Genomic DNA, 25,091 nt, shown 5'->3' with positions numbered 1-25,091 from the left:
TTAGAGGTTGAGGTTACCAAACGCGTTTTTCCAGTCCTGCTCGAACTTCTCTATGGCTGACTCTACCGCTGGCGTACCGAGCATTTGTTGCGCTACATCTAAAGGAAGCGTGATTGCTTCACATCCGGCGAGAAGGCAGTCTAGCGCCTGGCGCGGCGTTTTGAAGCTGGCGGCGAGCACCCTGCTTTCCGGCGCGTGCAGTTCCAGCAGGGATTGCAGCTCCTGGACCATGCGAATGCCGTCACCACCCTGAGCATCAACGCGGTTGACGTAGGGAGCGACATATTTCGCGCCCGCCAGCGCGGCGAGCAAACCCTGTGCGGCGCTATAAACGGCAGTACCCAGCGTGGTAATGCCCTCTTTTTTCAGCGCCTTGATCGCGGTAAGCCCCTCCGCAGTGACCGGGATTTTCACCACGATATCCGGAATGGCGTTACTCAGGCGTTTAGCTTCCGCCACCATGCCTTCTGCGTCGCGGCTCATGGTTTGGGCAAACAGCGTGCCTTCTGGTCCAATGGCTTTTTGCAGGCGCGGCAGCACCTCCCAGATGGATTCGCGGCTGGCAGCGATAATGCTTGGGTTGGTGGTGACGCCCGCAATAGGAAAGATGCGCGCCAGACGTTCAACTTCCGCCACGTTGGCGGTATCCAGATACAGTTCCATTACTCTTCCTCGTTTCAGAGTTCTAATTCGTGTTGCAGCAGGGAGGCGATGGCCTCTTCTGAGCTGGCATTGACCAGCGCGCTGCGGAAATCGTCATGCATGATGCGGCGTGCCAGACGGGAGAAAATACGCATATGCTGGTCGCCCGCGGCGTGTTTATTGAGCGTCAGCATGATGATGAATTGCGCTTCTTCATCGCCCCACATGACCGGCGATTTCAGGCGTGCGACGCTGATGGTGGATTGCTCAATGTGCTCAGACTTGCTGTGCGGAATGGCGAAGCTGAAGCCAAGACCGGTAGAGAATACGGCTTCGCGCGCCCACAGATCGGCCTCCAGCTTGCGGGGGTAGCGGCAACGTCCGGCGAGCAGCAGGTTATCAGTCATTCCTTTCATGACCTCTTCTTTACTGTTCCAGTCCTTATCCAGAGAAATACAGCGTGGCGTCACCAGCGGCGTGTCCTGCTGGTTCATACGGAACTGTGCCAGCAGGTGTTCCACTTCAAGCGAGGTGCGACACGCCATCGCCTGGTTCAGCAACTGGCGGCAGGCGCGGCTATCAAGCTGTGCCAGACGGGCTTTCGTCGCCGGAATGGCGGGCGAACCCATGCTCAGCTCGTCCAGTCCCAGACCCACCAGCAATGGCAGCACTGAACCTTTTGCGCCCAGCTCGCCGCACAGGCCAATCCATTTTCCCTGACGATGGACGGCCTGTACCGCGTAATCCAGTGCGCGCAGGAAGGCCGGGTTCAGGCTATTGTAGTGGCGGGTGACTTTGGCGTTATCGCGGTCGACGGCCAGCAGATACTGCGTCAGGTCGTTACTGCCAATGCTGAAGAAATCAATCTCTTCGCAGCACTGATCGATAATGAACATCACCGATGGCACTTCGAGCATGATGCCGAACGGAATTTTTTCATCAAAAGGAACGTGTTCAGCGCGAAGCTGCTGCTTCGCTTCGACGAGCTTCTCTTTCACCCACAGGATCTCTTCCATGGAAGAGATCATCGGGATCATGATCTTCAGGTTGCCGTGAGCAGAGGCACGAAGGATCGCCCGAAGCTGGGTAGTGAAAAGCGTTGCGTACTCTTCGTAAATGCGTACGGCGCGGTAGCCTAGGAACGGGTTGTTTTCCGCCGGGATATTCAGGTACTCCACCGGCTTATCGCCGCCGATATCCATGGTGCGCACGATAATGCTGCGCCCGTTTGCGCTTTCCAGCGCCTGACAGAAAATGTTGTAGAGCTCGTTTTCACCGGGCGCGCTGCTGCGGTCCATATAGAGCATTTCGGTGCGGAACAGGCCAACGCCCTCGGCGCCGTTACCGAATGCCGCCTGCGCTTCCACCGCGTGGGCAATGTTCGCAGCAATCTCAATGCGCAGGCCGTCGGAGGTTCTGGCTTCTCGGTCAAGCCAGATGCGCTGCTGCTCGCGTATTGCCTGTTGTACCCGTGCTTCCTGTTGATAGTAGCGCGCTACCGCATCGCTGGCGTTGACCACGACCGCACCGGCATTGCCATCGACAAAGACGGGTTTATTGCGCCACTGCAGCAAACTCTCACTGTCGACGCCGACCAGCGTGGGAATATTAAAGGAACGTGCAAGAATGACGGTGTGCGAGGTTGTTCCGCCGCTTTTTAACAGCAGCCCTTTAAGCAACGTTTTATCGAGCTCCAGGAACTGGCCGGGAGTGAGGTCGTCAGCAAGGCAGACGGTCGGCTGCGTCAGCTGGCCCGGTGCCGGGAAGCGCTGTTCACCGTAGATTTGCTGCAGAAGCTGATAGCAAACATCGCGCACATCCAGCACGCGTTCCTGCAGATAGCTGCTGCTGGAACGAGAGAATGCATCGCAGAAATGGTTAGCAGTGGCGATTGTAGCCTGCGCGCAGCTTAGCCCCTGGCTCACGCCCGCAAGAAGGTGCTGTCGCAGTGAGGCATCCGTCGCCAGCGATCGGTGCGCCTCGAGAATGGCGCTGGCGGTGCTGTCGCTGTCCAGCGCGCGCAGCTCGATGTTTTTCACCAGCAGGGTAAGGCCGCTGGCCAGCGCAGACTGCTCCTCTTCTGGGCTTTTTGCGTCGGGTAAATCCGTAAGGGCATTTAGATCCAGCGAGGTCAGTAAGGTCAGAATCCCCCGGGTGCTACCGCTGCAAACGGGCAGGGCGCGAAACAGGGTAGGATTGAGGCGCGTGAGAGATTCTGGCAGCGGATCAAGCTCGGTATTGAGAGCTTCCGCAAGCGGCGCGTCGCAGTGGGGGAACTCTTTCCGGAGCCATTGTTCCAGCTGTTGATATGCGCTTTGCTCATCTTCACCGTCGATCACCAGACGACAGGCATCGCCTGCCAGGGTGTCGGTGCCAATCAGCGCCAGTGCGCTCTTGGCATCCCCTATACGGTCAGTGCGCAGGTTGTGCCATTCGATTTGCGAGATAAAGGTATTGCACAGCGTCTCTACATGACTTGCCGGACGCGCGTGAACACCGTTGGGCAATTCACAGGTAAATTCCACTACCAGAGCCATACACACTCCTGAAACCAATCGTCATTCATTGGCGAACAGCATACGAGCGTGGTGATGACGCGCGCCATGTGACAAATCTGCCAAACACTGGACAAATGTAATATCACGCGAAAAGTGAGATTTGACTCACAGGTTATGAAGGTTTGCGTAACACCAGATGGCTTCGAAATGTCGAGGCGGATCGCATTTTTATTTCGACATTACAAAAATCCAGTAAATGCCCTTTTTGTCTCCTGTCCGCCGTCTTTCTGATTTCCTATTGTTGCCACAACATCTTTATGGGTATAGGCAGGAGCGACATATGAAAGAGTTGGTGCATATTCTCAAGAACACGCGGCAGCATCTGATGACCGGGGTGTCGCACATGATCCCGTTCGTGGTCGCGGGCGGTATTTTGCTGGCGGTTTCGGTCATGTTGTACGGCAAGGGCGCGGTACCGGATGCCGCAACCGATCCCAATCTCAAAAAGCTCTTCGATATCGGCGTGGCGGGGTTAACGCTGATGGTACCCTTCCTGGCCGCCTATATTGGCTACTCCATTGCCGAGCGCGCCGCGCTGGCACCTTGCGCTATTGCGGCCTGGGTGGGTAACAGCTTCGGTGCAGGTTTCTTCGGCGCCATTATTGCCGGGATCCTCGGCGGGGTAGTGGTCTGGTATCTGAAAAAACTGCCGGTTCCGAAAGTCCTGCGATCCGTCATGCCTATCTTCATCATCCCTATCATCGGCACCTTTGTTACCGCAGGCATCATGATGTGGGGCTTGGGTGAACCTGTAGGCGCACTGACGACGGGCTTAACCGAGTGGCTGCAGGGCATGCAGCAGGGCAGCATTGTGGTGCTGGCCGTCATCATTGGGCTCATGCTGGCCTTCGACATGGGCGGCCCGATTAACAAAGTCGCCTATGCCTTCATGCTGATCTGTGTTGCTCAGGGTGTGTACACCGTGGTGGCGATTGCGGCGGTAGGCATCTGCGTGCCTCCTCTGGGCTTAGGTCTGGCGACGCTGATTAACCGCAAAAACTTTACCGCTGAAGAGCGCGAAGCGGGCAAGGCGGCGCTGGTAATGGGCTGTGTGGGCGTCACCGAAGGGGCCATTCCCTTTGCCGCTGCCGATCCTCTGCGTGTCATACCCTCCATCATGCTCGGCTCCGCGTGCGGTGCGGTGACGGCCGCCGTGATGGGCGCGCAGTGCTACGCCGGATGGGGCGGGCTCATCGTACTGCCGGTAGTCGAAGGCAAGCTGGGCTACATCGCGGCGGTTGCTGTCGGGGCGGTGGTGACGGCCCTTAGCGTCAACGTGCTGAAGAGTATTGCCCGGAAGAATGCAAAACAGGTCGAGGAAAAAGAGGACGACCTGGATCTGGATTTCGAAATTAACTGAGTGAGGAAGAGAACATGGTCCGAATTATCGCAGTAACAGCATGCCCGTCTGGCGTTGCCCATACCTATATGGCTGCCGAAGCGCTGGAAAGCGCTGCTAAAGCCAAAGGCTGGGAAGTGAAGGTTGAAACGCAGGGGTCGATTGGTCTTGAGAACGAACTGACGGCAGAAGACGTTGCCGCTGCAGATATGGTGATCCTGACCAAAGATATCGGCATTAAATTTGAAGAGCGTTTTGCCGGGAAAACCATCGTGCGCGTCAACATCAGCGACGCGGTTAAACGCGCCGACGCCATCATGAACAAAATTGATGCCCATCTGGCGCACATTGCCTGATGCTCTCCCGCCCTTCTGGGCGGGCTCGTTTTTCCGTTACAGGAGTTCCCTCATGACGAATCGTACCCAGCGTTTGAAAGACGCACTCTTTGCCAGTTCGCGCGAGATCTCACTCGAGCGTGCTTTGCTCTATACCGCCAGCCATCGGCAGACGGAAGGCGAGCCGGTGATTATCAGACGCGCAAAAGCGACGGCGTACATTCTTGACCATGTGAATATCGCGATTCGTGATGAGGAGCTGATTGCCGGGAACCGGACCGTTAAACCGCGCGCGGGCATTATGTCGCCAGAGATGGACCCCTACTGGCTGCTTAAGGAGCTGGATCAGTTTGCCACCCGTCCGCAGGATCGCTTCGACATCAGCGACGAGGACAAGCAGATCTACCGTGACGTGCTATATCCCTACTGGGAAAAGCGGTCGATGAAAGATTTCATCAATAGCCAGATGACGGACGAGGTGAAAGCGGCCGTTGGCACGCAGATTTTCAGCGTCAACCAGACGGATAAAGGGCAGGGGCATATCATTATTGATTATCCGCGCCTGCTCAATAACGGCCTGGGTGCGCTGGTGGCAGAATTGCGCGAACACTGCGCCCGCGATGCGCAGAACACGTTCTATGCCGCCGCGCTGATTCTGCTTGAAGCATCCCAGCGTCATATTCTGCGCTATGCCGCGCTGGCTGAAACGCTTGCGGCCGACTGTGATGAAGCTTCGCGGCGTGAAGAATTACAGAAGATTGCAGAAATCTCGCGTCATAACGCGCAGCATAAGCCGCAAACGTTCTGGCAGGCGTGTCAGCTGTTCTGGTATATGAACGTCATTTTGCAATACGAATCTAACGCCAGCTCGCTTTCTATCGGGCGCTTCGACCAGTATATGTTGCCATTTTATCAGGCTTCACTCTCTCAGGGGGACGCTCCCGCGTTTCTGAAAGAGCTACTGGAATCCCTGTGGGTGAAATGCAATGACGTGGTGCTTTTACGTTCAACCAGTAGCGCACGATATTTTGCTGGTTTCCCGACGGGTTATACCGCGTTGTTGGGCGGTTTGACGGAAAGCGGTCGTAGCGCAGTGAATGTGCTTTCCTTCCTCTGCCTGGATGCTTACCAGAGCGTTCAGCTTCCTCAACCGAACCTCGGCGTGCGGGTTAACGAACTTATCGATCGGCCTTTCCTGCTTAAAACGGCGGAGACGATCCGTCTGGGCACCGGTATTCCGCAGATTTTCAATGATGAAGTGGTGGTGCCTGCCTTCCTCAATCGAGGGGTGTCGCTGGAAGACGCGCGTGATTACGCGGTCGTCGGCTGCGTTGAACTGTCGATACCGGGTAAAACCTATGGATTGCACGATATCGCCATGTTTAACCTGCTGAAGGTGATGGAAATCGCGATGCAGGAGAACGAAGGAAACGCAGCGCTGAGTTATGAAGGCTTGCTGAAGCATATTCGCACCAAAATTAATCACTACATTGCGCTCATGGTCGAGGGGAGCAATATCTGTGATATCGGCCATCGTGACTGGGCTCCAGTGCCGTTACTCTCTTCATTCATAAGCGACTGCCTGGATTCGGGGAAAGACATTACCGACGGCGGGGCGCGCTATAACTTCTCAGGCGTACAGGGGATAGGGATAGCCAACCTGAGCGACTCACTGCACGCACTGAAAGGGCTGGTCTTTGAACAGCAGCGCTTAAGTTTTGACGAGCTGTTAGCCGTTTTAAAAGCGAACTTTGCCACCCCTGAGGGCGAAAAAATCCGTGCCCGGCTGATCAATCGCTTCGAAAAATACGGTAATGATATCGATGATGTGGACAATATCAGCGCGGAGCTGCTGCGCCACTACTGTAAAGAGGTCGAAAAATATCGGAACCCGCGCGGCGGGCAGTTCACGCCGGGCTCTTATACCGTATCGGCACACGTGCCGCTGGGCGCCGTAGTTGGCGCGACACCGGATGGGCGCTTTGCGGGTGAGCAACTGGCAGACGGCGGACTCTCGCCGATGCTTGGGCAAGATATGCAGGGCCCGACGGCGGTACTTAAATCGGTAAGTAAGCTGGATAACTATCTGTTATCTAACGGTACGCTGCTAAACGTTAAATTCACCCCTGCGACGCTGGAAGGCGATGCCGGGCTGCAAAAGCTGGCGGATTTCCTTCGCGCCTTCACGCAGCTTAAGTTGCAGCATATTCAGTTCAACGTAGTGAATGCGGACACACTGCGTGAAGCGCAACAGCGTCCGCAGGATTTTGCCGGGCTGGTGGTACGCGTTGCCGGATACAGCGCCTTCTTTGTTGAGTTATCGAAGGAGATCCAGGATGACATTATCCGCCGCACAGCGCATCAGCTGTGACGTGGTTGAAACGCGCGCCGACGTGGCGCGTATTTTCAACATCCAGCGCTACTCCTTAAATGATGGTCGCGGTATCCGCACGGTGGTTTTTTTTAAAGGCTGCCCTCACCGCTGTCCGTGGTGTGCGAATCCGGAGTCGATCTCGCCGAAAATCGAGACGGTGCGTCGGGAGAGTAAATGTCTGCACTGTGCTCCCTGCCTGCGGGACGCTGAAGAGTGTCCCTCCGGCGCGTTCGAGCACATCGGGCGAGATGTGACCCTGGACGCGCTGGAAAACGAGGTAATGAAAGACGATATCTTCTTTCGTTCCTCGGGAGGCGGGGTGACGCTTTCCGGCGGGGAAGTGTTGCTGCAGGCACCTTTTGCGACACGGTTTTTACAGAGGCTGCGTCGTTACGGCGTGCATACGGCCATCGAAACGGCAGGCGATGCGCCTTTGTCCCGATTAATGCCGCTGGCTCGCCAGTGCGATGAAGTGCTGTTTGATTTGAAGATCATGGACGCGGAGCAGGCGCACTCGCGGGTGGCAATGAACCTGCCCAGAGTGTTGCATAATTTTATACAGCTGGTGGCAGAGAGGATAAACGTGATCCCTCGCGTGCCGCTTATTCCGGGCTATACGCTCAACGAAGCGAACATGGCGCGCGTGCTGGCGTTTCTGCTACCTTCGGGAATACGGCAGCTGCATTTACTGCCGTTCCATCAGTTTGGAGAGCCGAAATACCGCCTGCTGGGGCAGAAGTGGGATATGCGGCAGGTGGTTCCGCCGACGGAAGACGAGGTGTCAGCCATGCGCCTGATGGCGGAACGTGAAGGATTTCAGGTCACCGTAGGAGGTTGAGAATGACAGTGCTAACAGGGCGTCATCTGGTGGCCGTGACCGCGTGCGTCAGTGGCGTTGCGCATACCTATATGGCCGCAGAACGGCTGGAGAAAATTTGCCAGCAGGAGAAATGCAGTGTTCTCATTGAAACGCAGGGCGCACTGGGCGTTGAGAATGCGCTAACGGATGACGATATTCGCCGCGCCGATGTGGTACTGCTGATCACGGATATTGAACTGGCGGAAAGCGAACGCTTTGAAAACGCACGCTACGTGAAGTGCGGAATTAATGCTTTTTTACGCGATCCGCAGAAGGTGATGGGCGCTGTACGAAAATTGCTATCCGCGCCGCAGCATACACAGATCATTCTCGACCCGGCGCTTTTTCGGTGAGCTGGCTGTGATACTGGCGACGGTACTCTGACGGCGAGCGCTCCGTGTTTTTCCGGAATAACCGGCAGAAGTAGTTACTGTCGACAAACCCGCAGGCGTGAGCCACTTCCTTCACTTTTAAATCATATCCTTTCAGCAACTGACGCGCGTGCTCCAGCCGGGTGTGGGTCAGGTATTCATTGAAACCCACTGCGCCCGTTTTCTGGAAGAGATGCGACAGATAGTTTGGGGAGATGTAAAACGCCTGGGCAACAGATTCGCGGGTTAGCGGTGCGGCGTAGTGTTCATCGATGTAAACCCTGATGGCTTCGAACAGGGCCTGACTGCGGGTGGCGGTCTGGATCTGACTGCCCAGCAGGTCAACACAGTGGCTAACCAGGCTGGCGACAATCAGCCTTGCGGTTTGCTGCTCGTGCGGTTGCATCTGCATTTCATGGAGCGTCTGTAAGAGAAGCGATCCAATGCGCGGTCCGCGGCGGGCAACGTGCTGCTTCGCCAGGTTCCGGACCTCGGCACCGTCCCAGTGCAGCAGGCTAAACCCAAGCTGCTGTTTACCAAACAGGATGCTCAGCGTGGTTGCGGGGGCTTGCCATTGTGGATTATTCCAGCCGCCAGCCGGGACGTATAAAACGTCACCCTGCTGTAAAACACTCGCAGCCTGGTCTTTCACCGAACCTTCGAGCACGATTTCCAGACGTGGGAAATCGACCTGCAGGGCAAGTTCGGGGGCGGAGGTGGCTGGGTTTGCGAAATGCACCTGACGCAGCGGCAAGGTGCCGTTGATCAGGTCATTCAGGATGTGAGGGATATCGTGGTGCATGGTGTGGATACCAGGATATTGCCGGGTGGCGCTAACGCTTACCCGGCCTACTTAACGTAGGCCCGTGCAAGCGCAGCGCCGCCGGGCATAAAGCATTAGCCGGTGTTACGCATACCCGCCGCAACGCCCGCAATCGTCACCATTAACGCCTGTTCGACGCGTGGATCCGGCTCTTTACCTTCCTCTTCCGCCAGACGCGAACGGTGCAGCAGCTCTGCCTGCAGGACGTTAAGCGGGTCGGTGTAGATATTACGCAGCTGGATAGATTCGGCAATCCATGGCAGGTCTTCCATCAGGTGCGAGTCGTTGGCGATATCCAGTACCACTTTGATGTCGCCTTCCAGCAGCTCGCGCAGCTCTTTACCCAGCGCCCACAGCTCAGGTTTCACCAGACGCTGATCGTAGTATTCCGCCAGCCACAGGTCAGCTTTCGAGAAGACCATCTCAAGCATGCCCAGGCGGGTAGAGAAGAACGGCCAGTCGCGGCACATGGTTTCCAGTTCATTTTGCTTGCCGTCTTCCACCACTTTCTGCAGTGCAGCACCGGCACCCAGCCAGGCGGGCAGCATCAGACGGTTTTGCGTCCAGGCGAAGATCCACGGAATTGCACGCAGAGACTCGACGCCACCGGTTGGGCGACGCTTGGCCGGGCGAGAGCCCAGCGGCAGTTTACCCAGCTCCTGCTCAGGCGTAGCCGAGCGGAAGTAAGGCACGAAATCTTTGTTTTCACGCACGTAGCCGCGGTACAGATCGCAGGAGATATCTGACAGTTCGTCCATGATGCGACACCAGGATTCTTTCGGCTCCGGCGGCGGCAGCAGGTTCGCTTCCAGAATGGCGCTGGTGTAGAGCGACAGGCTGCTGATCGTCACTTCCGGCAGGCCGTATTTAAAGCGGATCATCTCGCCCTGCTCGGTGACGCGCAGGCCGCCTTTCAGGCTTCCCGGCGGTTGTGACAGCAGTGCCGCGTGAGCAGGCGCGCCGCCACGGCCGATTGAACCACCGCGTCCGTGGAACAGGGTCAGTTCAATACCGGCTTTCTCGCAGGTTTTGATCAGTGCGTCCTGCGCCTGATACTGCGCCCAGGATGCCGCCATCACGCCCGCGTCTTTTGCGGAGTCGGAATAGCCGATCATCACCATCTGCTTGCCCTGAATAAAGCCGCGATACCAGTCGATGTTCAGCAGCTGCGTCATCACGTCGTTGGCGTTGTTCAGGTCGTCGAGGGTTTCAAAGAGTGGCGCGACCGGCAGAGCGTAGTCGATACCGGCTTCTTTCAGCAGGAGGTGAACGCCCAGCACGTCGGACGGGGTTTTCGCCATGGAGATCACATAGGCGGCGACCGATCCTTTCGGCGCGTCCACGATCGCCTTACAGGTATTGAGCACTTCGCGCGTGTCGTTGCTTGGTTCCCAGTTGCGCGGCAGGAGAGGACGCTTGGAATTCAGCTCGCGGATCAGGAAGGCCTGCTTGTCGGCTTCGGACCAGCTTTCATAATCGCCGATGCCGAGGTAGCGGGTCAGTTCACCCAGCGCTTCGGTATGGCGGGTACTTTCCTGACGCACATCGATACGCACCAGCGGCACGCCGAAACACTTCACGCGGCGCAGGGTGTCGAGCAGTTCGCCGTTGGCGATGATGCCCATGCCACAGGCCTGAAGCGACTGGTAACAGGCGTACAGTGGCTCCCAGAGCTGCTCGTTCTGGCTGAGCAGACCTTCGGGTTTCGGCAGGCGCTGACCTTTGAGGCGTGCTTCCAGCCAGGCCTGAGTCGCCATCAGCTGACCACGCAGTTTCTTCATCAGGAAACGGTACGGCTCGCTGGCACCTTCTTCTCCGGCCAGCGCGCGCAGTTCCGGCGTTGCTTCAACCATCGACAGCTCGGAGATCAGTACCTGAATATCTTTCAGGAACAGATCGGTCGCTTTCCAGCGGCTCAGCAGCAGGACGTGACGGGTGATTTCCGCGGTCACGTTCGGGTTACCGTCGCGGTCGCCGCCCATCCAGGAGGTGAAGCGCACCGGAACAAAATCAACCGGCAGGCGGTAGCCCAAGTTCTCTTCTAGCTGTTCGTTCAGCTCGCGCAGGTAGTTTGGTATCCCTTCCCACAGGCTATTTTCCACCACCGCAAAGCCCCATTTTGCCTCGTCGACCGGGCTTGGACGATGTTTACGAATTTCATCGGTATGCCAGGACTGGGCAATCAGCTGGCGCAGGCGTCGCATCAGCTGGTTGCGCTCGTAGTCGGCAATGTCTTTGTTATCCAACTGCTTAAGACAGTTGTTCACTTCCACCATTTTGTGGATCAGCGTACGACGAGTGATCTCGGTTGGGTGAGCGGTCAGCACCAGCTCCAGCGAAAGAGATTCCACCGCTTTTTTGATGGTGGCTTCGTTGAGATTGGGCTGGTCTTTGAGTTTACGAAGCGTACGGGCAATGACTTCCGGGTTGCTGGCAGCTTCGCCATTTGGCGAAATGCTGTGGTATTGCTCAGCGGTGTTGGCCAGATTCAGGAACTGGCTGAATGCGCGTGCAACGGGCAGCAGCTCATCATTTGACAGGTTCTGCAAGGTGGTGAGCAGCTCCTGACGATTGGCTTCGTTACCGGCACGGGAAGATTTAGACAGCTTGCGGATGGTTTCAACGCGGTCGAGGATGTTTTCCCCCAACGCATCTTTGATGGTATCTCCAAGCACTTTGCCGAGCATACTGACATTACTACGCAACGCGGAATATTGTTCGTTCATAAAAACCCAGTCACCCCATCATTTTTGTTTATGCCCAATCGAAAATCTTTTGGACATTATTTTGTCATCTCCCTTTATAAAGCCACGTAAAACCCCCGTCGTCAATTGCTGCGAAAACGGTTCAGCAAACGAATAAATGTGGGCAATTTACGAAATTTAATTCGCTTTGCGTCAGATAAGAGATGCTTATGGGAATGTGACGGAGATCGCGGGATTTACTCCCCTCACCCTAACCCTCTCCCCAAAGGGGAGAGGGAACTTGTACACCCTCTCCCCTTTGGGGAGAGGGCAGGGTGAGGGGCTGTTTTAATGCCAGCAGAAGTGGTGCACAACCTGGGTAATCAGTTCGCGGGTGGGCTTGATGAAGCGGGTTTCCAGATATTCATCCGGCTGGTGGGCCTGGTTGATGGAGCCCGGGCCGAGCACCAGTGTCGGGCACAGGGTCTGAATAAACGGCGCTTCGGTACAGTAGTTCACCACGTCGGTTTTTTCGCCGAGCAGTTTTTCCACCACCTGGACCAGCTGGTGATCCGGCGGGCACTCATAGCCCGGGATCGGCGGGTGCAGTTCCGAGACCGTCAGGCGGCCCGGCCAGCGTTCGCTCACTGGGGCCAGCGCTTCATTCAGCAGGCCGTCGAGATCGCTCAGGGTCATGCCCGGCAGCGGGCGGATATCCATATGTAGTTCGCAGCAGGCGCAGATACGGTTGGAAGCATCACCCCCGTGCAGGCTGCCGAGGTTCAGGGTCGGATACGGTACGGTGAACGCCTCGTAGTGATAGCGTTCTTTCAGATCGTCGCGCAGGGTCATGATGCGGCCGATGGCGTCATGCATCAGCTCGATGGCGTTCACGCCGCGCGCCGGATCGCTGGAGTGGCCGGACTGGCCCAGCACGCGCACGGCGGTAGAGATGTGGCCTTTATGCGCGCGGATCGGCTGCAGAGACGTCGGCTCACCGATAATGGCGCAATCCGGGCGAATCGCCGTGTTTTCAGAAAAGTAGCGCGCGCCCGCCATGCTGGTCTCTTCATCAGCGGTCGCCAGAATGTAGAGCGGTTTTTTCAGCTTCGTCACGTCCACGTCACGCAGCGCGTCGAGGATAAAGGCGAAGAAGCCTTTCATGTCGGCGGTGCCCAGGCCGTAGAGCTTGTTGTCGTGCTCGGTCAGGGTGAACGGGTCGCGCGTCCAGCGGCCGTCGTCGAACGGCACGGTGTCGGTATGACCGGCCAGCAGCAGGCCGCCCGCACCGGTTCCGGTGCTGGCGAGCAGGTTGAATTTGTGGCGTGTTCCGGGGACGGGCTGAACCTCAACGTTAAACCCAAGATCGCTAAACCAACCCGCCAGCAGATTGATTAAAGACTCATTGCTCTGATCCAGCGCTTCTTCCGTTGCGCTGATGGACGGAGTGGCAATCAGGGCGCGGTAGATCTCGATAAATGGCGGTAAGTTCATTTTCATTGTTGACACACCTTAGGTCGTGATAGTATCAATATTCATGCAATAAATGTGAATAAAAATACATTAACGTTGAGCATAAAGGAACCCGATGTTGAATACGCTGATTGTAGGCGCTAGCGGTTATGCGGGCGCAGAGCTTGTAAGCTACGTGAATCGCCATCCACATATGACCATAACCGCTTTGACCGTGTCAGCGCAAAGCAATGATGCAGGAAAGTTAATTTCCGATTTGCATCCGCAGCTTAGGGGCATTGTCGATCTGCCGCTGCAGCCCATGTCTGACATCAGCGAGTTTACCGACGGCGTCGACGTGGTGTTTTTAGCCACCGCGCACGAGGTCAGCCACGACCTGGCGCCGCAGTTCCTGGCGGCCGGCTGCGTAGTCTTCGACCTCTCCGGCGCGTTCCGCGTTAACGACGGCGCGTTTTACGAAAAATATTATGGTTTCACCCATCAGCACCCGGATCTGCTTGAAAAAGCTGTATACGGCCTGGCGGAGTGGAGCGCAGACAAGCTGAAAGAAGCGCACCTGATTGCCGTGCCGGGCTGCTACCCGACGGCGGCGCAGCTTTCCCTGAAGCCGCTGATCGACGCGGGCCTGCTGGATCTCAACCAGTGGCCGGTGATCAACGCTACCAGCGGCGTGAGCGGAGCAGGGCGCAAGGCCGCTATCTCCAACAGCTTCTGCGAAGTGAGCCTTCAGCCGTATGGCGTGTTTAATCACCGTCATCACCCTGAGATCACGACGCATCTGGGCGCCGAGGTGATTTTCACCCCGCATCTGGGTAGCTTCCCGCGTGGGATCCTCGAAACCATTACCTGCCGCCTGAAGCCTGGCGTAACCAAAGAGCAGGTGAGCGAGGCCTTCACGCAGGCGTACGCGGATAAACCGCTGGTACGTCTGTACGACAAAGGCGTGCCGGCGCTGAAAAACGTGGTCGGCCTGCCGTTCTGCGACATCGGCTTTGCCGTGCAGGGCGAGCATATAATTGTGGTCGCCGCAGAAGATAACTTACTGAAAGGCGCTGCCGCACAGGCAATGCAGTGTGCAAATATTCGTTTCGGTTTCCCGGAAACGCAGGCTCTTATTTAAGGTGTGATGATGAACCCATTAATTATCAAACTCGGTGGTGTACTGCTGGACAGCGAAGAAGCGCTGGAGCGTCTGTTTACCGCGCTGGTGAACTATCGTGAATCACACCAACGTCCGCTGGTGATTGTGCACGGCGGCGGTTGCGTGGTGGACGAGCTGATGAAAGGGCTCAACCTGCCGGTGAAAAAGAAGAACGGCCTGCGCGTCACGCCTGCTGACCAGATCGACATCATTACCGGTGCGCTGGCGGGTACGGCGAACAAAACGCTGCTGGCGTGGGCGAAGAAACACCATATCGCGTCCGTGGGCCTCTATCTGGGCGATGGCGACAGCGTAAAAGTGACCCAGCTCGACGAAGAGCTCGGCCACGTTGGACTGGCGCAGCCAGGTTCGCCTAAGCTGATTAACACGCTGCTGGAAGGCGGTTTCCTGCCGGTGGTGAGCTCTATCGGCGTGACCGAAGAGGGCGAGCTGATGAACGTTAACGCTGACCAGGCGGCGACGGCGCTGGCGGCAACGCTGGGCGCGGACCTGATCCTGCTCTCCGACGTGAGCGGTATTCTGGACGGTAAAGGCCAGCGCATTGCGGAAATGACGGCTGAGAAAGCCGAGCAGCTGATTGCTCAGGGCATTATTACCGACGGCATGATCGTCAAAGTGAACGCCGCGCTGGATGCGGCACGCACGCTGGGCCGCCCGGTGGATATCGCCTCCTGGCGTCACGCGGAGCAGCTTCCGGCGCTGTTTAACGGCACGCCGATTGGCACGCGTATTTTAGCGTAATCGATTTAATGTTTTGTAGGCCCGGTAAGCGCAGCGCCACCGGGCAATGAAATTCAAAGATATTAAGGAAGCATGTTATGGCACTTTGGGGTGGGCGTTTTACACAGGCAGCGGATCAGCGGTTCAAACAGTTCAACGACTCTTTGCGCTTCGACTACCGCCTGGCCGAACAGGATATTGTCGGCTCTGTGGCCTGGTCCAAAGCGCTGGTAACGGTAGGCGTACTGACCGCAGACGAACAATTACAGCTGGAAGAAGCGCTGAACAATCTGCTGGAAGAGGTGCGTCTGGATCCGCAGCAAATCCTGCAGAGCGATGCCGAAGATATTCACAGCTGGGTGGAAGGTAAACTGATCGACAAAGTCGGCCAGCTGGGTAAAAAGCTGCACACCGGCCGGAGCCGTAACGACCAGGTCGCCACCGACCTGAAGCTGTGGTGTAAAGATACCGTCGGCGAACTGCTGGCGGCCAACCGTCAGCTGCAGAGCGCGCTGGTGGAAACCGCGCAGAACAACCAGGACGCGGTGATGCCGGGTTATACCCACCTGCAGCGCGCCCAGCCGGTGACCTTTGCGCACTGGTGTCTGGCCTACGTTGAGATGCTGGCGCGTGATGAAAGCCGTCTGCAGGATACCCTGAAACGTCTGGACGTCAGCCCGCTGGGCAGCGGCGCGCTGGCCGGTACCGCTTACGAAATCGACCGTGAACAGCTGGCAGGCTGGCTGGGCTTTGCCTCCGCCACTCGTAACAGCCTGGACAGCGTGTCCGACCGCGACCACGTGCTGGAGCTGCTCTCCAATGCCTCTATCGGGATGGTGCACCTGTCGCGCTTTGCCGAAGACCTGATCTTCTTCAACTCCGGTGAAGCCGGCTTCGTCGAGCTGTCCGATCGCGTGACCTCAGGCTCATCCCTGATGCCGCAGAAGAAAAACCCGGACGCGCTGGAGCTGATCCGCGGTAAGTGTGGCCGCGTGCAGGGTGCGCTGACCGGCATGATGATGACCCTGAAAGGGCTGCCGCTGGCGTACAACAAAGATATGCAGGAAGATAAAGAAGGGCTGTTCGACGCGCTCGACACCTGGCTGGACTGCCTGCATATGGGCGCGCTGGTGCTGGACGGCATTCAGGTGAAACGTCCGCGCTGCCAGGAAGCGGCGCAGCAGGGCTATGCAAACTCCACCGAGCTGGCGGACTACCTGGTGGCGAAAGGCGTACCGTTCCGTGAAGCGCACCATATTGTCGGTGAAGCGGTAGTAGAAGCCATTCGTCAGGGTAAACCGCTGGAAGATCTGGCGCTGGCCGATCTGCAGAAGTTCAGCGCGGTTATCGGGGATGATGTGTATCCGATTCTGGCGCTGCAGTCCTGTCTGGACAAGCGTGCGGCGAAAGGCGGCGTGTCGCCGAAGCAGGTGGCGCAGGCGATTTCGGATGCGAAGAGCCGGTTGGTTTGAACCGTGCGGGCTGGTGCCCTCACCCCGACCCTCTCCCACGGGGAGAGGGAGAAAAACGGAGCCTGGCTTAGCGCCAGGCTTTTTTTTACGCAAAAAAAAGCGGACCACGGGGTCCGCAAAAGTTCACGTTGGCTTTAGTTGTTCGAGTTTTGAGAGAAACTCGCTGACGGTGCGGGGACGTCAAGGGTCAAACACGTGCCGCCTCGTCTATGTGGTGTATTATTCAACAGAATGCTTGATAGGGATAATCGTTCGTTGCTATGCTATCTATCGCCATGAACTATCGTGGCGACGGAGGATGAATAATGAATATTCGTGATCTTGAATACCTGGTAGCGTTAGCCGAGCATCGTCACTTTCGCCGCGCGGCAGATTCCTGCCACGTCAGCCAGCCCACGCTGAGCGGTCAGATCCGCAAGCTGGAAGACGAGCTGGGCGTGATGCTGCTGGAGCGCACCAGTCGTAAGGTTCTGTTCACACAGGCAGGTCTTCTGCTGGTGGATCAGGCGCGCACCGTGCTGCGCGAGGTCAAAGTGCTCAAGGAAATGGCAAGCCAGCAGGGGGAGGCGATGTCCGGCCCGCTGCATATCGGCCTGATCCCAACCGTTGGCCCGTACCTGTTGCCGCACATCATTCCGATGCTGCACCAGACGTTCCCGAAACTCGAAATGTACCTGCATGAAGCGCAAACTCATCAGCTGCTTGCGCAGTTAGATAGCGGCAAGCTCGACTGCGCCATTCTGGCGCTGGTAAAAGAGAGCGAAGCCTTTATCGAAGTGCCGCTGTTCGATGAGCCGATGATGCTGGCGATCTATGAAGATCACCCGTGGGCGAACCGCGATCGCGTGCCGATGGCCGATCTGGCGGGTGAAAAGCTGCTGATGCTGGAAGATGGCCACTGCCTGCGCGATCAGGCGATGGGCTTCTGCTTCGAAGCGGGTGCGGATGAGGATACCCATTTCCGCGCAACCAGCCTGGAAACGCTGCGTAACATGGTCGCGGCGGGAAGCGGTATTACGCTGCTGCCTGCGCTGGCCGTGCCGCGCGAGCGTAAGCGTGATGGCGTGGTCTATTTGCCGTGCATTAAGCCGGAGCCGCGTCGTACGATTGGCCTGGTTTATCGCCCTGGGTCACCGCTGCGCAGCCGCTATGAGCAGCTGGCAGAGGCCATCCGTGGTTCGATGGATGGCCATTTTGACAGCGCGTTAAAACAGGCGGTTTAAGCCGTTCAGCGCCGCTACCCGGTAGGCTTCCGCCATGGTCGGGTAGTTAAAGGTGGTGTTAACGAAGTACTCAATGGTGTTACCACCACCTTTCTGCTCCATTATCGCCTGGCCGATATGAATGATTTCCGCGGCGCGTTCACCAAAGCAGTGAATCCCGAGGATCTCTTTCGTCTCGCGGTGGAACAGGATCTTCAGCGTTCCCACGCTCATCCCCACGATTTGCGCCCGCGCCAGATGTTTAAACTGCGCACGACCCACTTCGTAAGGCACCTTCATAGACGTCAGCTGCTGCTCGGTTTTCCCTACGGAACTGATTTCCGGGATGGTGTAGATGCCCGTCGGGATATCTTCAATCAGGTGCGCCGTCGCTTCGCCTTTTACCAGCGCCTGAGCCGCAATGCGCCCCTGGTCGTAAGCGGCGGAGGCCAGGCTCGGATAACCAATCACGTCGCCGACCGCGTAAACGTGAGGTAGCGCGGTCTGGTACATGCTGTTGACCTTCAGCTGACCGCGGCTGTCGGTCTCAAGCCCGATATTTTCCAGCTGCAGTGAATCCGTGTTGCCGGTACGGCCGTTGGCGTACAGCAGGCAGTCGGCTTTCAGCTTTTTGCCTGACTTCAGGTGCATGATCACCCCGTCGTCGCAGCCTTCGATCTTCTCGTACTCTTCGTTGTGGCGAATGACTACGCCGCTGTTCCAGAAGTGATAGGAGAGGGAGTCTGACATCTCCTGATCGAGGAATGCCAGCAGGCGGTCACGGGTGTTGATGAGATCAACTTTGACCTCCATTCCGCGGAAAATCGACGCATATTCGCAGCCAATCACGCCCGCGCCATAGATGATCACATGGCGTGGCTCGTGCTGCAGGCTGAGAATGGAGTCGCTGTCGTAAATGCGCGGGTGTGAGAAGTCCACGTCTGCCGGATGGTATGGGCGTGAACCGCAGGCGATAACAAATTTTTCGGCGGTGAGGGTTTCAACCGAACCGTCGTGGCATTCGAGCGCCAGAGTGTGTTCATCCACAAAATGCGCATTGCCCTGCAAAATCTCACAGTGGTTACGCTCATAAAACCCCTGACGCATGCGCGTCTGCTGGTTAATGACGGTATCCGCGTGATTCAGGATGTCGGCAAAGGAGGAACGAAGAAGTCGGGAGTGGTCGCTGTAGAGAGGGTTCTGGTTAAATTCAATAATGCGGCTAACGGCGTGGCGGAGGGCTTTCGAAGGGATGGTGCCCCAGTGGGTGCAACCGCCGCCGACATTATGGTAGCGCTCAATGACCGCTACTCTGGCTCCCTGTTTCACCAGACCCATAGCAGCGCCTTCGCCGCCGGGGCCGGAACCAATAACTATTGCGTCGTAATCGTAGGAATGTGGCATGGCAAGGCTTACCTGTTCTTATACATAAAAGCAACAGAATCATAACATCATTGCCGGAGTAACCCAATTATCGTTGTGCTTTTTTCCGGCAGTGGAGCACAAACCGCACGTAAACAATCATTCACAAAGCCAGGCAAACAGATTAATTTTATTCTCTGGTATAGTGCCATCAGGCCTTTGGAAGGATTCAACTATCGTGATGGGCGTAAGAGCACAACAAAAAGAGAAAACCCGGCGTTCGCTGGTGGAAGCAGCATTCAGTCAACTGAGTGCTGAGCGGAGTTTTGCCAGTTTGAGCCTGCGCGAAGTCGCACGCGAGGCCGGGATTGCGCCAACGTCCTTCTATCGTCACTTCCGTGATGTGGATGAACTGGGCCTTACCATGGTCGACGAGAGCGGCCTGATGCTGCGTCAGCTGATGCGCCAGGCGCGTCAGCGTATCGCCAAAGGGGGCAGCGTGATCCGCACCTCCGTGTCGACCTTTATGGAGTTTATCGGCAATAACCCCAACGCGTTTCGTCTGCTTCTGCGCGAGCGTTCGGGCACATCGGCGGCGTTTCGTGCCGCCGTCGCGCGTGAAATTCAGCACTTCATTGCGGAACTTGCCGACTATCTGGAACTCGAAAACCATATGCCGCGTGCGTTTACTGAAGCACAGGCCGAAGCCATGGTGACGATTGTTTTCAGCGCGGGTGCTGAAGCGCTGGATGTCAGCATTGAACAACGCAAGCAGCTCGAAGAGCGACTGGTATTACAGCTCAGGATGATCTCCAAAGGCGCGTACTACTGGTATCGCCGTGAACAAGAGAAACTGGCACATCAAACCGAAGAGTGAAGGTGAGTAATGAAACAGTCAGGTCAGGATAAAGGGACGCTGTTGCTGGCATTGATCGCTGGCTTATCCATTAATGGTACGTTTGCCGCTATTTTTAGCTCAATCGTGCCGTTTTCGATTTTCCCGCTTATTGCGCTGGTGCTGACGGTTTACTGCCTGCATCAACGTTACCTGAACCGCACCATGCCGGTGGGGTTACCGGGGCTGGCCGCTGCCTGCTTTATTCTGGGCGTCTTGCTGTATAGCACCGTGGTGCGCGCGGAGTATCCGGATATCGGCTCTAACTTCCTCCCTGCGGTACTGTCTGTGGCGCTGGTGTTCTGGATTGGTTCGCGCATGCGTAGCCGCAAGAGCCAGTTACCAGAGTAATGAATTATTTGTAGGGCAGGTAAGCGAAGCGCCACCTGCCAAAAACGCCGGATGGCGCTACGCTTATCCGGCCTACAGATCACCGTGCGGTAAGTAAAACACCGCACTCCATATGGTGCGTGTATGGGAACTGATCGAACAGCGCCAGACGTTCAACCTTGTGCGTCTGGCTCAATGTTTCGAGGTTCTTGCACAGCGTCTCCGGGTTACAGGAGATGTACAAAATGCGCGGGTACGCCTGCACCATCTTTTCGGTTTCGCTGTCCAGGCCACTGCGCGGCGGGTCGACAAAAATCGTCTCACACTGGTAGCTCTTCAGATCGATCCCTTCCAGGCGGTTAAACTGGCGAACGCCGTTCATGGCCTGGGTAAACTCTTCAGCGGCCATGCGAATGATTTGCACGTTGTCGATATGGTTGGCGGCAATGTTGTACTGCGCGGCAGCAACCGACGGCTTGGCGATTTCCGTTGCCAGCACGCGATCGAAGTTACGCGCCAGCGCCAGCGAGAAGTTGCCGTTACCGCAGTACAGCTCCAGCAGATCGCCCTTAGACCCTTCCGTCGCCTTCAGCGCCCACTCCAGCATCTGCACGTTCATCGCGGCGTTCGGCTGGGTGAAGCTATTTTCCACCTGACGGTAAACCATCTCTTTACCCGCTACCGGCAGGCGTTCGTCGATGTAGTCCTGATCCAGCATGATTTTAGTTTTGGTCGCGCGGCCAATCAGGTGAACGTTGATGTTCTGAGCGCGCAGCGCGTCGCGCAGCGCTTCTGCCTGTTCGCGCCACTCGTCGTTCAGAGCTTTGTGGTACAGCAGGGAGACAATCGCCTGATTGCTTTGCGTGGTCAGGTAGTCAATCTGGAAAAGCTTGTTACGCAGTACCGGATTGTTGCGCACGCCGTCCATTATCAGCGTCATTAGCTGGTTAATGAGCTCGCTCGCCGCCGGAAAGCTGTCCACGCGAATACGGGACTTTGTCTGCTGGTCGAAAATGATGTGGTACAGGTCGTCACCGTCGTGCCAGATGCGAAACTCGGCGCGCATGCGGTAGTGGCTGACAGGAGAGCGGAACACCTCGGGAACGGGCGCGTTGAAAGGCGTCATCATACTTTGCAGGCGGACGACTTTCTCTGCCAGCTGCGCGTCGTACTGTTCTGTCGGGAGGTGTTCTGGGGTCATGATGCGTCCTGAGTGATAAAGAATTACGCGGGGATTGTAGGCATTGTTCAGGGGATGTCCAGATTTAATGGCCAATAGCTATCTGGACATCTATACGTATCTAATTGTAGCATTCTGTTTCCGGTCTCCTGAGAGTGAAAAGGGAATCCAGTGTAAATCTGGAGCTGACGCGCAGCGGTAAAGACTGGCGGGATGAGAGTTGTAGACACTGTGAACATGGGAAGTCTTCATCCGTATAACGCCACCTAGCCCGAAGACCTGCCGGGATCACGTCGCATTTGGTTTCATCATCGCGTGCTATCGATGAGGCCTGCGGCATCCTTCTTATATTGTGGATGCTTTAACAATGATTAAAAAAGTATCGCTGCTGACGGCGTTGTCCGTCACGGCATTTTCGGGCTGGGCGCAGGATAGCGCCGACTCGTTGGTGGTAACGGCAAATCGTTTTGAACAACCGGCAAAAACTGTTCTGGCGCCGACTTCCGTGGTGACGCGTGAGGATATTGAGCGCTGGCAGGCAAAGAGCGTGGTGGAGATTATGTCACGTCTACCAGGCGTAGATATCGCGCAAAGCGGTGGCCTCGGTGCAAACTCTTCTACCTTCATTCGCGGCACTGAATCCCGTCATGTTCTGGTCCTGATTGACGGTGTACCGTTGAACAGTGCCGGGATCAGCAACGTTCCCGATCTGAGCCAAATTCCAACCTCGCTGATTCAGAGAATCGAATACATCCGTGGCCCGCGTTCTGCGCTGTATGGCTCTGACGCGATTGGCGGCGTGATTAACATCATTACAGGGCGCGACAAGCCTGGAGCAGAAATCTCAGCGGGCGTCGGCTCTAAGGGCTATCAGACCTATGATGGTGCCTTCCAGCAGGTGCTGGATAAAACCAAAATCACCCTGGCGGGTAACTACACTTATACCCGCGGCTTTGATATTGCTGCCCAGGATGCGCCGCGCCAGCCTGACCGCGATGGTTTTATGAGTAAATCGCTGTATGGTTCCGTGGAACAGCAAATTACCGATAACGTGAGCGGATTCTTCCGTGGCTTTGGTTATGACAACCGCACGGCGTATGACGGTTACGATCATTACACTGGATTTACGATTGATGGACGCCCGGATACCCGCCAGCTTTACAGCCAGAACTGGGATACCGGTCTGCGTTACAACCAGGGGATTTTCCAGTCTCAGCTGGTGGCGGGTTACGGCCGCAGTAAAGATCAGAACTATGATCCGAAGAAAGGGCGTTACGCTGATTCCGCCTCAATGGATGACGTGAAGCAGTACACGACGCAGTGGCTGAATACTGTTGAAGTGGGTCACGGTAATATTGGCGTGGGTCTGGACTGGCAGAAGCAAAAGACGCAGGCCGGTACGGGTAATATGAAAAATGGTTACGAGCAGCACAATACGGGCGTTTTCCTCTCGGCAATGCAGCAGTTTAGCAGTGTTACCCTGGAAGCCGCTGCGCGTAATGATGATAACTCCAGTTTTGGTAACCATAGCACCTGGCAAACCAGTGCGGCATGGGAGTTTATCGATGGGTATCGCATTATCGGCTCTTATGGCACGGCCTATAAAGCGCCAACCATGAGTCAACTCCACAGCGAAGATTATGGCAATCCGAATCTTAAGCCGGAAGAGAGCAAGCAGTGGGAAGGGGGATTTGAAGGGCTAACGGGTCCGGTGAACTGGCGCATTACCGGATATCGTAACGACATTGATAACCTGATCGGCTATGACGCTAATTATCGGTTCTATAACGTGAACGAAGCCCGTATTAAAGGGATTGAAGCCACAGCACAGTTTGATACTGGCCCGGTTCGACATCAGATTTCCTATGATTATGTCGATCCACGTAATGCCAAAACCAACGAAGTGCTGGTCCGCCGCTCTAAGCAGCAGGTAAAGTATCAGCTTGACTGGCAGGTATGGGATCTCGACTGGAACGTGGCCTACCGCTATCTGGGCTCGCGATATGACGTTGCGGTTGATCCGAATACCTATGCAACAGAACGCGTGCAAATGGGCGGCGTAAGCCTGTGGGATGTCGCAGTTTCGTATCCTGTCACCTCACACCTTACAGTTCGTGGTAAAATAGCCAACCTGTTCGATAAAGATTACGAGACAGTTTATGGCTATCAAACTGCAGGACGGGAATACACCTTGTCTGGCAGCTACACCTTCTAATCCGCGTCCCACCGTGCTGGTGTTTGATTCCGGCGTCGGTGGGCTTTCGGTCTATGATGAGATTCGGCATCTCCTGCCGGATCTCCATTACATCTACGCCTTCGATAACGTCGCTTTCCCGTATGGGGAAAAGAGCGAAGATTTTATTGTCGAGCGCGTGGTGGAAATCGTCACTGCGGTTCAACAGCGCTATCCCCTGGCGCTGGCGGTTATTGCCTGCAATACGGCGAGCACGGTCTCCCTTCCTGCCCTGCGTGAAAAATTCCCGTTCCCGGTTGTGGGTGTTGTGCCTGCGATTAAACCTGCTGCGCGTTTGACGGCGAATGGTATCGTCGGTTTGCTGGCCACGCGTGGCACGGTAAAACGTCCTTATACCCGCGAGCTGATCGATCGTTTCGCTAATGAATGCCAGATTGCGATGCTCGGTTCGGCGGAGCTGGTGGAGATGGCGGAAGCCAAGTTGCACGGAAAGGCGGTATCGCTCGATGAGCTGCGTCGTATTCTTCGCCCGTGGCTGCGGATGCCGGAGCCGCCGGATACGGTTGTGCTGGGCTGTACTCACTTCCCTCTATTACAGGAAGAACTGTTAGAGGTACTCCCGGAAGGAACTCGGCTGGTGGATTCTGGTGCCGCCATCGCTCGACGCACGGCCTGGCTGCTGGAACATGAAGCGCCGGAGGCAAAATCGTCTGACGCGAATATCGCGTTTTGTATGGCGATAACAAATGAAACTGAGCAACTTTTACCCGTTTTACGTCGTTATGGGTTTGAAACGCTCGAAAAACTGGCGCTCTGACACAGTTTTGCGCAAAAAAGAGACGGTTAAACGTTTTTTTTAAAAGAGGGGTTGTCAACGTCTGAGAACTCCCTATAATGCGCCTCCACTGACACGGAACAACGGCTTACAGGCCGCCGGGTTAGCGGGGTTCAGAGATGAACGCCAACAGAGAAAAGTGAAAATAATTGCTTGACTCTGAATGAGGAAAACGTAATATACGGGACCTCGCAACGGTGAGCGAAAGCCGCGTTGCACTGCTCTTTAACAATTTATCAGACAATCTGTGTGGGCACTCAAAGTGACATGGATTCTTAATG

20 protein-coding genes and 1 riboswitch are annotated in these 25,091 nt (G+C 56.3%); of the genes, 13 read left to right on the top strand and 7 right to left on the bottom strand.

Annotation, left to right across the window (positions count from 1 at the left end; translation table 11 throughout):
• A complete protein-coding gene (gene fsa / locus KK102_RS20450) occupies positions 1-663 on the bottom strand; it encodes a fructose-6-phosphate aldolase (RefSeq protein WP_126546035.1) in 663 nt (220 codons plus the stop codon).
• Positions 664-677: 14 nt separating this feature from the next.
• Positions 678-3,179: a phosphoenolpyruvate--protein phosphotransferase gene (gene ptsP / locus KK102_RS20445; RefSeq protein ID WP_216358326.1), complete on the bottom strand. Its 2,502-nt coding sequence runs from the start codon at positions 3,177-3,179 to the stop codon at positions 678-680.
• A 301-nt stretch (positions 3,180-3,480) separates the two neighbouring features.
• Between ptsP and KK102_RS20440 the strand changes: the two genes are divergently transcribed.
• Genes KK102_RS20440 through KK102_RS20420 form a run of 5 tightly spaced genes read left to right on the top strand, consistent with a single transcriptional unit; the run spans position 3,481 to position 8,460 of the window.
• On the top strand, positions 3,481-4,560 hold the full coding sequence (locus tag KK102_RS20440; RefSeq protein ID WP_126546033.1) for a PTS fructose transporter subunit EIIC: 1,080 nt from the start codon (positions 3,481-3,483) through the stop codon (positions 4,558-4,560).
• Positions 4,561-4,574: 14 nt separating this feature from the next.
• Positions 4,575-4,895, top strand: a complete 321-nt coding sequence (locus KK102_RS20435; protein ID WP_126546032.1) for a PTS fructose-like transporter subunit IIB — start codon at positions 4,575-4,577, stop codon at positions 4,893-4,895.
• A 52-nt stretch (positions 4,896-4,947) separates the two neighbouring features.
• Positions 4,948-7,245, top strand: coding sequence for a formate C-acetyltransferase (locus KK102_RS20430; protein WP_216358325.1), 2,298 nt, complete (start codon positions 4,948-4,950; stop codon positions 7,243-7,245).
• A complete protein-coding gene (locus tag KK102_RS20425; protein WP_126546030.1) occupies positions 7,211-8,086 on the top strand; it encodes a [formate-C-acetyltransferase]-activating enzyme in 876 nt (291 codons plus the stop codon). The genes KK102_RS20430 and KK102_RS20425 overlap by 35 nt, the downstream gene beginning before the upstream one ends.
• 2 nt (positions 8,087-8,088) lie before the next feature.
• Complete coding sequence (locus KK102_RS20420; protein WP_216358324.1) at positions 8,089-8,460, top strand: PTS fructose-like transporter subunit IIB; 372 nt, start codon at positions 8,089-8,091, stop codon at positions 8,458-8,460.
• Here the strand turns inward: KK102_RS20420 and KK102_RS20415 are convergent.
• The 3 genes from KK102_RS20415 to argE all read right to left on the bottom strand — a co-directional run bounded on the left by KK102_RS20415 (position 8,432) and on the right by argE (position 13,485).
• Positions 8,432-9,280, bottom strand: coding sequence for a helix-turn-helix transcriptional regulator (locus KK102_RS20415; RefSeq protein ID WP_216358323.1), 849 nt, complete (start codon positions 9,278-9,280; stop codon positions 8,432-8,434). The genes KK102_RS20420 and KK102_RS20415 overlap by 29 nt on opposite strands.
• A gap of 95 nt (positions 9,281-9,375) precedes the next feature.
• On the bottom strand, positions 9,376-12,027 hold the full coding sequence (ppc, locus tag KK102_RS20410; protein WP_089599276.1) for a phosphoenolpyruvate carboxylase: 2,652 nt from the start codon (positions 12,025-12,027) through the stop codon (positions 9,376-9,378).
• Positions 12,028-12,333: 306 nt separating this feature from the next.
• Positions 12,334-13,485, bottom strand: coding sequence for an acetylornithine deacetylase (gene argE / locus KK102_RS20405; protein WP_126546028.1), 1,152 nt, complete (start codon positions 13,483-13,485; stop codon positions 12,334-12,336).
• Between the two features lie 88 nt (positions 13,486-13,573).
• On the opposite strand from argE, the gene argC reads away from it, so the two are divergent.
• From argC to oxyR, 4 genes are all read left to right on the top strand, one after another.
• Positions 13,574-14,578, top strand: a complete 1,005-nt coding sequence (gene argC / locus KK102_RS20400) for an N-acetyl-gamma-glutamyl-phosphate reductase (RefSeq protein ID WP_126546027.1) — start codon at positions 13,574-13,576, stop codon at positions 14,576-14,578.
• A gap of 6 nt (positions 14,579-14,584) precedes the next feature.
• On the top strand, positions 14,585-15,361 hold the full coding sequence (gene argB / locus KK102_RS20395) for an acetylglutamate kinase (protein ID WP_090420882.1): 777 nt from the start codon (positions 14,585-14,587) through the stop codon (positions 15,359-15,361).
• A 77-nt stretch (positions 15,362-15,438) separates the two neighbouring features.
• Complete coding sequence (argH, locus tag KK102_RS20390; RefSeq protein ID WP_216358322.1) at positions 15,439-16,812, top strand: argininosuccinate lyase; 1,374 nt, start codon at positions 15,439-15,441, stop codon at positions 16,810-16,812.
• A 305-nt stretch (positions 16,813-17,117) separates the two neighbouring features.
• Positions 17,118-18,035, top strand: a complete 918-nt coding sequence (oxyR, locus tag KK102_RS20385) for a DNA-binding transcriptional regulator OxyR (RefSeq protein WP_023309664.1) — start codon at positions 17,118-17,120, stop codon at positions 18,033-18,035.
• On the opposite strand, the gene sthA is transcribed toward oxyR, so the two are convergent.
• Positions 18,018-19,418: a Si-specific NAD(P)(+) transhydrogenase gene (gene sthA, locus KK102_RS20380; protein ID WP_126546025.1), complete on the bottom strand. Its 1,401-nt coding sequence runs from the start codon at positions 19,416-19,418 to the stop codon at positions 18,018-18,020. The genes oxyR and sthA overlap by 18 nt on opposite strands.
• 196 nt (positions 19,419-19,614) lie before the next feature.
• Between sthA and fabR the strand changes: the two genes are divergently transcribed.
• Complete coding sequence (gene fabR / locus KK102_RS20375; protein ID WP_008501784.1) at positions 19,615-20,253, top strand: HTH-type transcriptional repressor FabR; 639 nt, start codon at positions 19,615-19,617, stop codon at positions 20,251-20,253.
• A gap of 9 nt (positions 20,254-20,262) precedes the next feature.
• Positions 20,263-20,622, top strand: a complete 360-nt coding sequence (locus KK102_RS20370; RefSeq protein WP_042713638.1) for a YijD family membrane protein — start codon at positions 20,263-20,265, stop codon at positions 20,620-20,622.
• Positions 20,623-20,701: 79 nt separating this feature from the next.
• On the opposite strand, the gene trmA is transcribed toward KK102_RS20370, so the two are convergent.
• On the bottom strand, positions 20,702-21,802 hold the full coding sequence (gene trmA / locus KK102_RS20365; RefSeq protein WP_216358321.1) for a tRNA (uridine(54)-C5)-methyltransferase TrmA: 1,101 nt from the start codon (positions 21,800-21,802) through the stop codon (positions 20,702-20,704).
• A 104-nt stretch (positions 21,803-21,906) separates the two neighbouring features.
• Positions 21,907-22,082: riboswitch (cobalamin riboswitch) on the top strand.
• A 66-nt stretch (positions 22,083-22,148) separates the two neighbouring features.
• Here trmA and btuB point away from each other — a divergent pair.
• Together btuB and murI are read left to right on the top strand one after the other, a co-directional pair.
• Entirely contained in the window at positions 22,149-23,996 is a 1,848-nt protein-coding gene (gene btuB, locus KK102_RS20360) for a TonB-dependent vitamin B12 receptor BtuB (RefSeq protein ID WP_126546023.1), read from the top strand.
• Complete coding sequence (gene murI / locus KK102_RS20355) at positions 23,941-24,792, top strand: glutamate racemase (protein ID WP_126546022.1); 852 nt, start codon at positions 23,941-23,943, stop codon at positions 24,790-24,792. The genes btuB and murI overlap by 56 nt, the downstream gene beginning before the upstream one ends.
• Positions 24,793-25,091: the final 299 nt, after the last annotated feature.

It is taken from the genome of Enterobacter quasimori, assembly GCF_018597345.1.
Taxonomy (GTDB): Bacteria; Pseudomonadota; Gammaproteobacteria; order Enterobacterales; family Enterobacteriaceae; genus Enterobacter; species Enterobacter mori.
This window is presented reverse-complemented; position numbering and strand designations above follow the sequence as displayed.